At 44.3% G+C, this 15,096-nt stretch carries 8 protein-coding genes; all 8 read right to left on the bottom strand.

Going from position 1 to position 15,096, the window contains the following annotated elements:
• Positions 1-46 precede the first annotated feature (46 nt).
• A protein-coding gene (locus F973_RS14105) for an IS3 family transposase (RefSeq protein WP_149931230.1) occupies positions 47-1,122 on the bottom strand; the annotation gives its coding sequence in 2 pieces (ribosomal slippage) (positions 47-870 and positions 870-1,122; 1,077 coding nt in all).
• A gap of 199 nt (positions 1,123-1,321) precedes the next feature.
• Positions 1,322-3,361, bottom strand: a complete 2,040-nt coding sequence (brxL, locus tag F973_RS14115) for a protease Lon-related BREX system protein BrxL (RefSeq protein ID WP_004762566.1) — start codon at positions 3,359-3,361, stop codon at positions 1,322-1,324.
• 29 nt (positions 3,362-3,390) lie between these two features.
• Entirely contained in the window at positions 3,391-6,015 is a 2,625-nt protein-coding gene (gene pglZ / locus F973_RS14120; protein WP_004759020.1) for a BREX-1 system phosphatase PglZ type A, read from the bottom strand.
• 43 nt (positions 6,016-6,058) lie between these two features.
• On the bottom strand, positions 6,059-9,595 hold the full coding sequence (pglX, locus tag F973_RS14125) for a BREX-1 system adenine-specific DNA-methyltransferase PglX (RefSeq protein ID WP_004758927.1): 3,537 nt from the start codon (positions 9,593-9,595) through the stop codon (positions 6,059-6,061).
• A gap of 46 nt (positions 9,596-9,641) precedes the next feature.
• Positions 9,642-13,322, bottom strand: a complete 3,681-nt coding sequence (brxC, locus tag F973_RS14130) for a BREX system P-loop protein BrxC (protein WP_004758928.1) — start codon at positions 13,320-13,322, stop codon at positions 9,642-9,644.
• 41 nt (positions 13,323-13,363) lie between these two features.
• Complete coding sequence (locus tag F973_RS14135; protein ID WP_004758930.1) at positions 13,364-13,939, bottom strand: DUF1788 domain-containing protein; 576 nt, start codon at positions 13,937-13,939, stop codon at positions 13,364-13,366.
• A 16-nt stretch (positions 13,940-13,955) separates the two neighbouring features.
• Entirely contained in the window at positions 13,956-14,567 is a 612-nt protein-coding gene (locus F973_RS14140) for a DUF1819 family protein (RefSeq protein ID WP_004758931.1), read from the bottom strand.
• A 10-nt stretch (positions 14,568-14,577) separates the two neighbouring features.
• The coding region (locus F973_RS14145) for a WYL domain-containing protein (RefSeq protein WP_004759022.1) at positions 14,578-15,096 on the bottom strand (519 nt) is incomplete at its 5' end.

Below are 15,096 nucleotides of genomic sequence, written 5' to 3' on the forward strand. Positions count from 1 at the left end.
CCCCCATTTTTAATTGAACTAATGAGTAGAAAATCCAAAGCCCTTGTTATTGTTTAAAATTAGGTGGACAATCATTTACTGACATATGAGGTCGTTCATGATTATAAAAGTACTGCCATAAGGTTGTACAGTCTTGAACCTCACTAAGCTCTCTAAATAAATATTGGTTTAGGCATTCGTATCGAACTGTGCGATTAAATCGTTCAACATAGGCATTTTGTTGAGGGTTACCTGGCTGAGTGAAGATATGCTCAATATCATGTTGATCACACCATTCTTTCATTAAATCGCTTATATATTCAGGCCCATTGTCGGATCGAATATGTTTAGGTTTGCCTCGCCATTCAATTAATTGGTTAAGCCCCCGCAGAACACGTTCAGCCGGTAATGAGAAATCAACAAGGATATCTAACGATTCTCGATTGTAATCATCAATGACGTTATGCACACGGTAGCTACGCCCATCACTGAGTTGATCATGCATAAAATCCATTGACCATGACTCATTCTTAGCTGTTGGTACTGCAAGGGTTTCTGGTTGTTCTCGTTTAATTCGTTTGTTGGGTTTAATCCTTAAGTTAAGTTCAAGCTCTTTGTAGATCCGATATATGCGTTTGTGATTCCATCCATAACCTTTTACATTGCGCAAATACAGATAGCAGAGTTTAAAACCCCACGTTTTATTTTCATTTGTTAGCTTAATCAACCACTCAGCGATTTGAACATTTTCCTCTTTCAAAAGGGCCTTATAGCGATAACAGGTTTGGCTAACATTAAAAATTAAACAGGCCATGCTGATAGAAATCTTAAACTGCTCAGCAGCCTGCTGTGCAAGAGACTTCCGCTGAACTGGCCTTAAAACTTTTTTGAAAGAGCATCTTGTAAAATGTCAGATTTAAGCCGCTCATCAGCATACATACGTTTTAAACGGGCATTTTCAGCCTCTAATTCTTTAAGCCTAGTCATCATGGAAAGATCCATTCCGCCATATTTAGACTTCCACTTATAGAAAGTTGCGGTGCTCATTCCATGCTCACGGCAAAGGTTTGGAACAGGTGTTCCTGCTTCAGCTTGTTTCAAAATACTCATAATTAAGCTGTCTGAATATTTAGCTATTTTCATAGAAAATCTCCTTAAATCAAGGGTATTCGATTTTCTACTTTTAAGTCCAATTATTTGCGGGGAGCATTACCCCTGGGTAATCCCCCCCTAAAATACTAGCTCTTTAAAAGAGGCAGTATTATGCTTTTACAACATGGTGTTTAACTTGAGAAACTGAATTTAAAACAATCTACTGTAACTCTTCCAGACAGATATGAAATTAATCCACCCCTAGCCCTTTAAACACCGCATCTACCGGATCTGCATAGAAGCTGGTCTGGAACTTGGTAAACAGTTCCACAGGAATCGTTGGGATATCTGCCGCACTACTCATTGGCAAAGCAACCTTCTTGGCACCCGCATCAAAAGCAACTTGCAGACATTCGGCAATACTTTCCACCGGTGTCACAGAACCACCCAAGCTCATATCACCCAGTACCACCATCTGACTTTGTACCGATCGTCCTAACAGGCTAGAAGCAAAAGCCACTAAACTTGGCAGAGCAAGATGGCTGAGCGGGCCGGTATTCTGTAATTCTACCACATGTAAGTGGAAATCATGTTCCAGCACCTTACTGCCCCCCGAGATCCGAGATGCATTGGCCTTGAAGTAGTCAAAAGCAATCTTGACCTGTTCTTTGGCACTACTTGAATTCCATAAGCCAGATGTCGCCAACTTTCCTGAACCTTTAGTGACTTGAAGTTCTAAGCGGTATAAGCCAGGCATGCCCTTATTACTAAGGCCAATGGTATACAGGAAGCCTGGTTTAGCAGGACCTTCGGGAATCAGTCCACCACCACCCTGCTCTTTTACAGATACAAAATGTTCTTCTAGGGTGTCATTGTCGATATAGCTAAAATGCACATCATAGAATTCCATCCCTCCAATTTTCTTCAGCTGTTCTTTGACCCGACGGCGCACCTGCAGCGCATATTCCAGGCATTGCCGTACATCTTCTTTGTTAAATTGACCATGTGGGTAGAGCAGCTTCATCAATCCAGAAACCGTCTTGCGAACGGCGATCACATCACGCTGATTCAGGTTATTCCCTAGCTTGAAGTACTTCTCAATGGCATCCGCAAAACTGCGCTTGCGCATTTCCCGGAAGAATTCAGCCAGATAATCAACAATCAGGCCATAACGGTTGGTAAAGAATTCCGGGCGCATTTTTGGAATTTCCCAACCTGGGATATAGGCATGAAAGCGATCAAAGAATGCCGAATCGATCATTGCTTCAGGAAAAGGAGCCAATAAGTGGCTAGTCTTCACCAAGGATTCAACACTTTGGTTAATATTACCCACAAAAACCATCGAAGCTGAGGCTTCCATCTGTTCACGACCACGGGCAAAAGATCCTGAGGCCATGTAGTCTTTCATGATCTGTACGCCATCTTTGTCCTTAAAGGAAATACCGGCGACTTCATCAAAAGCTACCACATCCCATAAGCCTACCAGACCAATACGGCGGCTACTCATGTTATAGAACAGGTTGGCGACAGTCGTTTGCCCACCAGAGACTAAAATACTATTCGGTGAACACTCTTTGTAAATATGGCTTTTCCCGGTACCGCGTGGTCCCAGTTCACAGACGTTATAGTTATTTTCAACGAACGGAACCATACGCGCTAATAGGTGCCATTGCACGTCCTCTTTTAACGAAGCCGGTTCCATGCCGATGGAACGGATTAAACTCTCGCGCCACTGATCCGTGCTTAATGCTGCTCTGCCACTGAAGAGTTCATCCATATTCATATTCGGCATTTGAATCGGCTTGAGTAAGCTCACCCCAAATGGAGAACTAGTCTGCCCTTCTTCAAAATAATAACTGAGCGTAGCAATGACCCAGATACCACCAACTAGTAATTTTTCATACTCTTTGACGATGCCTGCCGAGATTTCGGCATCTTTGATGCCCAGATTACTAAATGATGCTTCGTATTTGTCTTTACGCTCATTCAGCTTTACGGTCACCCGATCAATGACCTTATAACTGCCCCGTTCACGAACCAGGGATTTCACCTTCTCAGCTTCATCAGGTCGTACATAGTTCTCTGCCAGAACCGTCTTTACGTTACGTAGTCCCTGTTCAATGATCTCTGGATCATCCGAGGCACAGTACATTCCCAGCAGGTATTCAAGTACATAGACCGGGACATTGGCCCCTTCTTTGATCAGTTTAGTCAGATCCTTACGTACCACCCGCCCAGCAAAGTGTTCATTCAGCAGCTGATCCAGTTCTTTATCGTTAGCAGATTCCATGTAGGCTACGCTCTATCGTTAATTCGTTATTAGAAGAAGTCATCGGTAAATGCCAGATCAATGGTGACCTTATAGCGTTGCATCTCGATATTCAGGTCTTTGTCCTTCAGTACCAGGAAGTAATCTTTCTTACGGTCAAAATCAGTGCCAGACAATGACAATCTGACCTGTTTGACCCGATCGGCAACAGAATCGGTAGTGCTATCAAAAGTCAAAGTTTCTTCACTGGAAACTTTAAGATCCCCATCATAAATGGCAATGGATAAAGTCACTGGCATGACCAGCTCACTGACAGCTTCGGTTTGCATCAAATCAAACTTCTGGATGTTATTGACCATCTTCAGCGTGGATTTGGTAGAAATGACCTCAACTTTACGCTTGGTCCGCTGTCCAGCCTTTTCACCACGTAGCTGTTTTACCATCAGTACCGGCACCACAATTTCCTGAGGCATGATGCCGCCATGCACGAAACGTGAGCCTCCTACAAAATGGAAACGGTTCGCCCCTTTTGGAATCCAGAAATCAGTCGCAGATAATGTGCCTGCCGTAGCTTGGGTTGAGCCTTTCCAGGCTTCCTTGCTCTCTGGTAAACCATGCCCAATCACATAGCGTTTTTTGCTCTTCAATGTATTGGTAGGTTTTTCAGTCAAGCTTGAACGATCCGCAGATTCCAGTTTACTTTGCTGGAACAGAAAGCCATGGTCGGCTGTAATCAACAGGGTGGAAATATTGAAGTGCATTAAAATTTTACGGCTGAGTTCGGTCAGCTCTTCAATGGCATGTTCTACCGCCATAAAGGTTTCTGATTCTGTCGAGGCGCTGTCACCGCGTGCATCAATCACGTTGTGATAAACGTAAATCAACTCATAGTCTCTAAGTGCTTCACGACCTTCATCACGCGACCAACCTTTTACCATTTCAGCGGTAACCGCCAATCCATTATAGGCCGCCAGAATTTTGGATCGTGCTGCAGTCCCTTTGCTGGACTGCCCATCTACTAAAACATCATCCCCTGCGGCCTCTTTGTACTCCAAAGTCTGATGCGGCAATAACGAGGCCATGCCAAGTGTGGTGTAACTTGGGACAACGCCCAGCTGTGAAGACAAGGTCGCTTCGGAATAACGCTTTTCATTAATACGATCACGCAGCTCTACCGCAGCTTCATAGCGAAAAGCATCACTGATAATTACCACAATACGGCGTTTCGTTGCAGAACTGAGTAAGGGTCTGACGTGAGTATCGTAGAAGTTCTGCTGATTTGGGATATCTGCCACTTTCCAGACATTCAAGCGTTGCTCAGCTTCAACCCGCTCTCCCCAGTTACGTGCCAAGTGGTCAATAAACCAGTAGGAATAGCAATTTTCCACTTCTTCATCAAGTTTTTTCAGGATATCGACATGAGCGCGTTGAGAAGCAGCACTGTAGTGGCGATAGGCCATATCAAAGCGATACAACTCTTGCTCGTAGGCTTTATACAAGGCTTCGTTGGAGTCGAAATAGAACCCAGAATCAAACTGCTGTCGCAGGCTGAACAGCTCAATCGCTGCCTGCAACGCTGTATAGACGGTACGGTATTTACGGCGGGTTGCATCGTCCTTATGTTTGGACGCCCAATAGCCATCCAGACGGGTAGAAATAACCGTTCTGAAATGTTCCAGTTCAGCTTTGGTTGCTGCAGGGATCTGGCTGGCCAAATCAACAATGATCTTTTGTTCAATCACTTCAAAGGTCATGACATCGAGCAGCTGCTCCAGATCAAAAGCCCCGACCTTTTCTTGGATCCGCAGTGCATTCGCCACGGTCTGGGAGAGTGTATCGAAGGTTGGGTAGTATTTGGAACTGTCTCTCCAGCGCGACAAAAAGGCTCTAGCTGTTGCACGGGAGCTGACGGATGACATCACCAGTTCCTGAGCCCATAGCGGTATATCGCCCAGGCTTTCACAGAAACCTGTGCTCATCAAACGGATAAAGAACGTACCGAGCTTGAATGGTGCTTCCCCATTCAACTCTTCAACCGATGCTGGATAACCAATTTCCGCCTGTAATGCTGTGACTAAAGCTGGCACCAGTTGGAATTTTTCCAGTTCAGCAAAGGATTCTGGATTGACTTCCAGAGCCAGGTTCTGCTGTACCATTTCATCTGCCAACGCCAGGACAATATGCATAAGTTCGGCACTGTCAGCCTTGACCACAGCTGCAATCATGGCCATATCCAGATCCTGTGCATCTGCATCAGGCTGGATATAGCGTTTCAATGTACTCAGACGGGCTTTGGCTTTAAGGAATTCTTCACGTTTGGCCAGATGTTCTCTTAGACTCTGCTGCTGTAAACCCAGCTCATTAAAAATAATCGAGAAACGATCGGCATAGAAGCTGCGTGAATACAGCTTGATGTCCAGTAACCAGTCTTTTTCGGTTTCAGGCTCAGCACTGGGGAAATACAGCAAGTATTTACCCTGCTGATCCTCAAGTTCCAGTTTAAGCTTGATCGCCAAACTCGACTCTTCTGCCATATTCAAAATCTGGACATCATTTAGCTTTAGGGCTTTGATTTCTTCAGTAAATGAATGCTCTGCATCGTACCAAAAGACAATTCGGTGCTGTTCAGTATAAAAGGCTTGTTCCAGGCCTTGCTGTAGTTGACTTAAGTTCATGCAACCACCTCTGCATGATCTAGTGTGGAAGAAAAGCTATTCATCACTTTTCCCCCGTCACTGCTTTCACTTCAGCCAACAAGTCCCCAAACTTGCCGTAGTTTACTTTCACTCCATCATCCAGATCTAAGCTAATACGCTGATCGGCATAATGGCGCAGTTTTTCTTCAAAGCTACTCAGTTCAGCCTGTTGCTTATGCAGATTTTGTAGTTCTTTCTCTTTACGTTTAATTTCAGCAGCGGAATCACTGTTTTCGATTTCACTTTGCAAAGAATTAACCATCGCTGCCATTTTTGAAATCAGTGGCATGACATATTCAGTACGCATACGTGCCAAAGTGCTTTCGTTATAGCGGTGCAAGTACACTAACGCCTGGAAAGCACCTTGTTTACCACTGCTGAATAACCAGTAGATCGGGCGCTTTTTATAGGTCTGCATATGGTCTTTATAGAACTTGCTGGCTAGGTAACGGCGAATGGTGTCTTCAGCGGTTTCACTGGCTTTTTTATCCAAGCTTTCTGCCAGCCACAGCATATTAGCGTCTAGTGTGTCTTTACCCCAAACCGCAGTTAAAAACTCTTGGATACGATGTGTTGCATCATCTTCAAACCAATGCATTTCGGTCAGTGGAATAATGCCATCCGCATCGGCTGGGAATGTTTGGTAACGGCTGGCATCGAAGTCTTGATTACCTGCATGGGCATAGATCAGACCTGGTTCATCCAGGCTATAACGTCCCATCATGCAGCCAAGTGCATAGGAGACTAACCGCTGGCTGTCTTTTTCACGGTTGGCACGGGTTAGGGTGATTTGTTCATCCGGTACATCTGGTGTGAGTTCGTCCTGTAAACCATAAGCTTCTATAAACAGTTTATTGTTTTCTTCTTCCAGATGTTTCATTTCAGCGACGGCGTTCGCATTTTGCTGTTGCCATGTATTAAAGGCTTGTTCTAAATTTGGCTGCTGATTACTAATAATTGGGTTTTGGGAAAAGTCCCATGAGGTTTCATAAGAGTCCCAATCTTTTTTTGCCAAGTTAATCGCGTTACTAGACACTTCTATTACTTTTTTATCTACAACACTGATAACTTCAGGCAATGCAGCAATATGTGAAGTCTCGAAATTTAGGGTTGGAGATAATACCTCCAATTGCTTTACGGTTACTTTTGAATTTAACTGTGCTAGCAATTTAAACTCTTGATCCAGATTTTCCAAGAATACAGATGCACCAGCTACATCAAAAATTGATCCAACAGGTTGCCATCTAAACGAAGGAATACCACTAGAAATTTTTGACCATGTAACAGAGGATTTAAAATAATATGCTGCATTTTTTACAGTTCTTGTTGGTGAACCATAGAGATCTTTAGCATAAGAAAAAATCTCATCACCCGCATTTTCCCAGTTTACTACGTATTCAATATTCCCATACCATTTTCTAAAATTTCCTCCTTTATTATAAGGAAACCATTTGGCTGTTGAGGCTTCTGCTATTTTTTTATCTTCTGCATTCCAATAAGATTTTTCTTTCGATACTTCAAACCAAACTCTTAGGAATCTATTATTATCACTAGTTTGGCAACCAACCCTAGTTGTACCTACAGAATTAACTTTATTTTTTTCAAAACCAGATAAAATCTTTTTGCTTAACCAATAAGCCACAGGACTTCCAGGTATTTTATTAAAGTCATCTGGCTTCGTATTATAAAACCATCCACACTTGGGATTTTTAATCGCTTCTAATGTTTTAGGTGCCTGATTTTCAGAACCTTTAAAATCAGATAAACGAATATATGAACCAGTAAATTCTACAATATGTGCTTTTGCTAATGTAAATGTACAAATTGGAACCGTTGCTCCATCAAAACCAGAATATTCAAGCTGAATCAAACTTGTGATTGTTGCATGATCAATAAAATGCGTACGCAAATTTTCATACGATGAAATAAACATCCAAACAAAAGGTGACATAAAGCCAAGCTGTCCACTTTCTTTAGTTAGCTGCAAATCTCGGATCATAAATGCTGAAAAAAGATCTTTTTCATAACCCTGATAGTTCTTTTTTAAATAGTTTTTAAGATTTGGATTTAAGTACTTGTTGCCCATATACGGCGGATTCGCAATCACGGCATCATATTGTTTAGCCAGTAATTTAGCTTGTTGTAGTAAAGGCAATAACTCTTGTGCTGACTGCTGTGCAAAAATATCACCTGATTCTAATGCTGTATTCAGCTTGCTTTCTAAATCAGGTAGTTTCTTAGCGAATGCTTGAGGAATTTGAATCAAAGAACCAAAAGTCGAAGCATATTCAAATAAATCTAGCAGTTCTTTTAAATCGGTCTGAGCAATACCAGTACTTGCCAAATCCTGACTGAATGCATCCAAACGTTCTGGCTGACTATCTTGTAACGCAATAATATTCAGCTTCGGTGGATTGCTAAATAAACGGCGGTCATCCTCACGTGCTTTCATCAATAACGCAAAACTCGCCAACTGTGCTGCACGGGTATCAATATCAATGCCGTACAGGTTGTTTTCCAGAATCAAACGTGGAATATCACGGCTACGGTAACCACGTTCTAAGTAAATCGCTTTTAAGCAGTCATAGGCTTCCACCAGAATATGCCCCGAACCACAGGCCGGATCGAGTACCGTAATGCTTTCAGGGTTTAAAGTATCGCCATCTTCACTGATCCTCACATCAATCAGCTGTTTTAACTGGGCATTGACTTCATCGGTCTGTTCCGCTGGCTGAATATAGTATTCCCATTCACTGGCCAGCGTACTATCAGGCTGTGCCATCATCCATAAACGACCGACACTGTTCTGTACCAGATACTTCACAATCCAATTTGGCGTGAACAATTGCGTCGCAGCAGGAATGTCTTCACTTTTGACGACTTTACCAATCACTTGATCTTTCTTTTCAGAAATATAGAACTGATACAGCCAGCCAATAATCTGTACATCCGACCAATCTTCTTCCGGAATACTGGTCACTAAATCACGGATCAAAGAGTCGGTTTTGGTCAGGTTATCCGGTAACAGTAGTTCAGACTCATCAGAAACCTGTTCAAACAAGAGTGGCATGACCTGATTCAATGCATGGCATTGGGCCAGTAATAGCTCACGATACAGTTCTTCGTCTTTATTGCCATCCAGTTTGAGTTCAGCCACACGGCTGGCATCTAAACCTGGTAGGTCAATATCCAGACATTCTTCCAAAATCTGTGGCAAGCCTGCACTACCATCGGCACTACTGAGTACACGACGGCCATGATCCAGTAAGCCTTTGCATTCCATGTAGCGAATCGCACAGAGACGGTTAAACCAGCTGTAAGCGATATAATCAATCGTCTGCTCAAAACTGCTGGTTTGAATGCGTTTGATCAGCTTGTCACGTGGTTTCATGACGGATAGCGGAAAAACCTGATCGCCAATCAGCAGCAAGTCGCCTTTCTGTTCAGCCGGTAAAATACTGTCTGCGGTGATGCCATATTTGGCCGCCTGCTTGCGCATCGCTGCGATAAAATCATTACGTGCTTGCGGTGCGTATTTTTTAATATTACTGGTATTCATCTTTAAACCTTTAATTAATGACTGATGCCGATATCCCTAAGCCCTGTTAGCGGATACGCACACGCTTTTTATCACTCACAATTTTTTTCAATTCAGCTTTGAGTGCGTCTACAAACTGATCCACTGATTCTTCTGTTTCCAGGTAGACACTACTTGAACTTTTGCTGTAAATGCTGGCGACATCAACTTCGACAACAGGTTTCGGTGGCACTACGGCTGTCGCAGGCTGTACCGGACTCACAGCAGGTGTTGATGTAGCTGGGCTGGAGGTGGTTGCAGTGTTGGTTATACTCTCGGCTTTGCTCTGAGCCAATTGTGCCGCTTTGGCCTGACGCTGGATTTCCGCCTCAACTTCGCTTTCCAACTCATACAAGGCTTCATCAAAACGCTCGACGCTGGTTTGGGTTTGCAGCATATAGATGGTGGACAGGCTAGTTTCCACTTCAATATCCGTTTTCAGCAGTTGTAGTGGGCGTAATAGCTTGTTACTCAGCTCAGCGCTAGCGATGCCACTGTTTTTGATCTCAGCTTCTAACTGCTTGATCTTGTCATCAATGTGTTCTATTGCCTGATTGCGCTTCTCAGTCAGCAATTGCTCATTGACGCTTTCCACTGTGCGAACCAAATCAGCCACTTTATTTAACAGGCCATAGGGCGATTCAAGGGTCGAAATACGGTGTAATTCGGAGAGGGCTTTTTTAGCCACCTCATCACTGCCCAGTGCCTGTTTGTTCTTCTCAAAATGACGTAAGGCCTGTTGCAGTTGCTGCCAGCTTGGCATCTGGTTACTGAAGAATTCATGAATATCACGGTAGTCTTCTTCCAGATCCAGATAGTCGTCCTTGTTCTCAACCACGGCCTTAAAGAAATCGAAGCTGTCGCTATTGGCCAGCAGACGTTCCAAAGTCAGAATCGACTTTTCAATCACTTTCTTGCCTGGGAACTGCCCGACATCAGTTTTACTCTTATAAGACTTAAAGTTGGCTAACCAGTTTTTAAAATGTTGGGTATAGAATTCAAATAGCTCTTTCTCTGTCGCTGGTCCCATAGCCGAGAATAGGTCTTGGGTGAGTTGGCGTGCCTGTTTCAACACCTGATCATCAGTCTGGCGTTTTTTAATGATCGACACATCACGGCGACGGCGGCTGTTTTGTAAAGGCTCAAAGGCATCTTTTAACTGTAAGCTGCCGCCATTTAACTGCAGAGAAATCCGCCCCATCGCAGCCAGCTGACCCACCAATAGTAAAATCTCGGCATCCGGCCAGCCATAAGGACGTTTGACAAAACGATCTATCACATCTGAGACTAGAATACGCTCTGTACCGGTGGCCCGTAGTGCAATGTACTGCTCCACTTCCTGTAGGGCTTTGGGATTGCTCTGACCGCCATCCAGAGACAATCCGAGCTGCGCCATATCATCCACAGTCAAGACGGCGTTCAATTCACGCCAAGCATCCTGCTGATAGACCTGCAGATAGCTCAGTTTGGTATACGTGTTTTCCAGCAAATAACGACAAGCCTCATCCAGCTTGGTGGTTGGACTTGAAGATGAAAGTTGTAGACGTTGACCCAAGGCATAACTTTCCGCGTCCAGCAACATTTCTTCGACCCGGGCACGCAGGCGTTTTTTACGCTCCTGATTCTCACGGCCACGGTCTGCCAGAATACGGGTGATATCGGACTGAGTGCCATCATCATTTAAACGGATAAATTTATTGGTTTTCAGCCAGGTGCGCAGTTCATTAAAGAACTGTTTATCATCTGCCAGTTTAAACAGCACTTGTCCTTCGGCCTGAGTACTTTTACCAATACAGTAAGCTTCAGTGTAGAGGTTATATTCCGTATCTAGTGGAGAAATGATTTCAACTTTCAAATCGCTCTCATACTTCCCATCCAGGCTATGGCTATCTAGGAAACGACCAATCTGATAGTCCATCTTGTTGGCTTGATGGCGGTATTTGTTCTGATCGCGCAGTAAATCTTTAAAGATCAGATTGGCTAATTCTTTGTTTTCTTCCGAGCTAGCTAAATTAATATCCTTAATTTTTTTAGTAATATCCCTTTCTTCATTGGTCAGGAACAGGAACTCATCACCATTCCTCGTAATCAGGCTCTCTTTTTCCAGACGCTGCAGGCTCTCTTCAATCCGCTTACGCAATGCCAGCTTATCTTCATCAATTTTCTCAATCGACAAAGTCACCAGGTTATCTAGCGTACCTTTGATGATATCGACATAGCGGATCATGAACAGGGTACGCAGCATCTGCACATCAAAACCATCCAGGGTCTTATTCTGCCCTGCCTGGTCGATGGTACGTTTAACCGCTGTATCTAGGAAGCCTTCGACTGAAGTATAGAAGTGGTGGAAAGGAACCAGTGCCCCGACTTCATCTGTGGCAATCGCATTCGCGGCCATCTGGAACGCATCCAACATGGACCGTTCACCATAGGCCAAGTGTGCACCGGTCGCACCGACTTTACGGATTTCTTCAAATACTTTTTGCACCAGCTGGAAATGGTACGGCGCAAAAGGATAGTTATGAATAAAGCTGTCTGGCCCCTCATAGTTCTTGAGGGTTGGGCCTGAACGGTCAAAGGTAATCTGATTTTTTAAGATATCGCCCTTTTGCTCAAACACCGATCTGAGCAATGCTTCTGCTTCTGGGGTTTTACGTAATAAACGTTTCTGGATGACTTCATCGGTATTGGAACTGGACAGTGATAAACGGGTTTTAAAACGTCCAGCAATCTTGGAGAAGTCATTGGCTTTGGAAGAAGACATCTCACCTAAAACAGCATCGATGTCTGCCTGTGAGGTGACGATAATCCAAGCGCGGCCTTTACAGATCGTACCCAGGTTTTCAGTAATGGTTTGCAATGTCAGCATCAAGCGGGTATCGCTGCCAATAAACTGCCCCACTTCATCGACCAAGAACAACATGCGTTGCTGGGGTCCTTTGCTGTCCAGGTATTCTTTCACCCACTGACAGAAATTTTCAACCGAAACACTAAAGGTCTGCTCAGAATCCTCAAACCATTTATGCGCAGCTTCTGCTGATAAGTTGAGGGCTTGGGAAATCGCGGTTTCGACATCATCCTGATAGAACTGATAGCCATCACGTTCTTCTAGCCAAGACATGCCGCTAGATTCTTCAAAAGCCTGTTTAAAGCGCTCATACACCCCTTTCTGGCTCAGGTGACGTTCCATATGGGCAATATGTGGATGGTCAGCACTAAAACCCTGATATTCGTTAAACACGCGTAAAAACACATTCAGAATCGGATTACCGTCATCATTGGAGCTGGCTTTACTGTCGATGTTAAACAGGATGACATCAGCATGATGGCTGACGGCCTTGCCAATATCTGCACGGATAAACGCATCACGGATTTTGCTTTCATCAAAGAATTCGGCAGCACTGCGTTCGTTACCTTCCGCGTCACGTGCCACTTTATTGGCCAGAATATACGACAAGGTTTTCAGGAAATGTGATTTACCTGAACCAAAGAAGCCTGAAATCCACACACCGACTCGGTTCGCAATCGAAGGATCGCTTAGATCTGTGCCATAAGACTGGAAAAAGTCCCGAAAATGCTTTTCCAGCTCATTGGTGACCACATACTCATCAAGTTCCTGATATACCGTGGTATTGTCATTCTGGTCTGCCTTGACCACCCCGTTTATCGCACGATCTAATGGCTTGTAAAAAAGTTCTTTAATATTCATCTCAATCCATTTCCCCGAATTTTTATGGCTATTTGTCGTGCTTATGGCACTAATCTGAAGGCTCTGTAGTAATTATTGCTTGGAATTTTTCCAAATAAACTCATGGCCTGACCGTCGTAATACCCCGGATAAAACAATACGACTGGTTTATGCCCCAGCAAGGAATGCAAACTGTTTAACAAATGATGTGCACGTAATAGTGGCCAAACCGACCCCACCCCGGTCATCAACACTATATCTTGCTCATTGGTGGCATATTTGCTCACCAGATACGGCGCAAACTTATCCATATGCAGTGGACCTTTCAGAGCCTTGAGCAGTGCCTCATCGCCTTTGGCTTTTTGCATTTGGATCGCTTTATCAATGAAATTGCGCTCAGCCAGGTAATCCACCACTGCTTGTAGCAGATTAATATTCACCACCTTCAGCTGACTGTGTTTTTTCTCCAGCATCCCTTCCAGAAAATGAAGATATTCGCGGACTTTCAGCTCATCTTCAGGTGCATAATCAAAAATCCAGAAGCCAATTTCATTGCCCAGTCCTTGCCCGGTGAGAAACTCGGTGGAAAGAATTCGCTCTGGAATCTGGTTCAGACGCTCATGTATTGTTTGACTCATTGCTGCCCCTCTACAACTACCGCGTCCATAGCGACACTTCCATAGATCTTTTAATGCGTTGTTTATAATGTTCTTCCAACAGGCTACGCAGCTCTGCTCTGACGATCACGCGCTGTAACTCCAGCTTACGGGTACTTTTTAAGTAACCGGCTTCTGCCAGCATGCGAAACACCACCTGCCCCATTTTTTTCTTGCTGGACTCTTTCCATTCGCAGATATCCGGATCGCGTTGTGAGCGCTCATCCAGAAAGTCTGACCAGATATAACTGTCCAAGTATTGCGCCTGGGAGATATAGGCATCCCTCATCACCGTTTCCATAAACTCAAGCAGCAACAGGTTGCGTTCCAGTGCCCCACAAAAAGCCACCTGGGTCGCCAGCTCATCATCCCCATCACGCAAAGCTTTCCAGAAATCAGGCTCTAAGCGCTCAAGACGCTTACGAATAGCGGTGGCATTGCGTTGAGCTGAAGCAGGCGTTCTTTTTTGCAGAATATTGTCAATCTGAATGGCCTGATGCCATTGTTCTGGAGTCGCTTCTCGTAATAACAGATCCGCGATCAGCCGGCTTTCACGCACCATCAGGGAGCCACCAATCAGGTCACTGTCATAATGAAATTGTTCTAACATGGCCAATCTCCTATGAGGCCTGATCAAACAGGTAAGACGACAGCTTTTCGATATCTGAGCGTTGTAGTACCAAGGGATATTTCAAGGCATCTTCCGCCTCAGCCAGCGTGATCGCGGCCTGATATCGCTGCAAGGTATAGTGAGCCAGGGCTTTTTTCACCGGAATCTGTAATCTGCCATCAGGCATGCCGAAGTCTTTTTCGACCAGCGCTTTTTGAGCTTCATTCAATTTTGGATTAGGGATCAGCGTCAGTAGAATTTCTTCATGCCAGTGTTGATCCTGAACAGGGTCTACTGTATCAATCGCCACCACAACAGGTGTGCGATCAATCCTGGAGAGTAAAAAGTCCTTAAACTGCTTGCTCTGATGGCAATAGGCACGGACATGCCAGCGAAAACCGGTATACACCAGGGTGTGTGGGGAAATCATGCGCTCATGCCACTGCGGATTCTGCATGGAGGCATAAATAATTTTGAGACAGCTTTGTGTTCGACAGGCACGCAACACTTCCCTGATGACTTCAGGACG

It is taken from the genome of Acinetobacter sp. CIP 102129 (genome assembly GCF_000368305.1).
Taxonomy (GTDB): Bacteria; Pseudomonadota; Gammaproteobacteria; order Pseudomonadales; family Moraxellaceae; genus Acinetobacter; species Acinetobacter parvus.

What these genes read in the sequence shown, in the direction of transcription:
- pglZ (WP_004759020.1), bottom strand. Translation starts at nt 6,015, where the DNA reads ATGAACTTAAGTCAACTACAGCAAGGCCTGGAACAAGCCTTTTATACT.
- pglX (WP_004758927.1), bottom strand. Translation starts at nt 9,595, where the DNA reads ATGAATACCAGTAATATTAAAAAATACGCACCGCAAGCACGTAATGAT.
- F973_RS14135 (WP_004758930.1), bottom strand. Translation starts at nt 13,939, where the DNA reads ATGAGTCAAACAATACATGAGCGTCTGAACCAGATTCCAGAGCGAATT.
- brxL (WP_004762566.1), bottom strand. Translation starts at nt 3,361, where the DNA reads ATGGAATCTGCTAACGATAAAGAACTGGATCAGCTGCTGAATGAACAC.
- brxC (WP_004758928.1), bottom strand. Translation starts at nt 13,322, where the DNA reads ATGAATATTAAAGAACTTTTTTACAAGCCATTAGATCGTGCGATAAAC.
- F973_RS14140 (WP_004758931.1), bottom strand. Translation starts at nt 14,567, where the DNA reads ATGTTAGAACAATTTCATTATGACAGTGACCTGATTGGTGGCTCCCTG.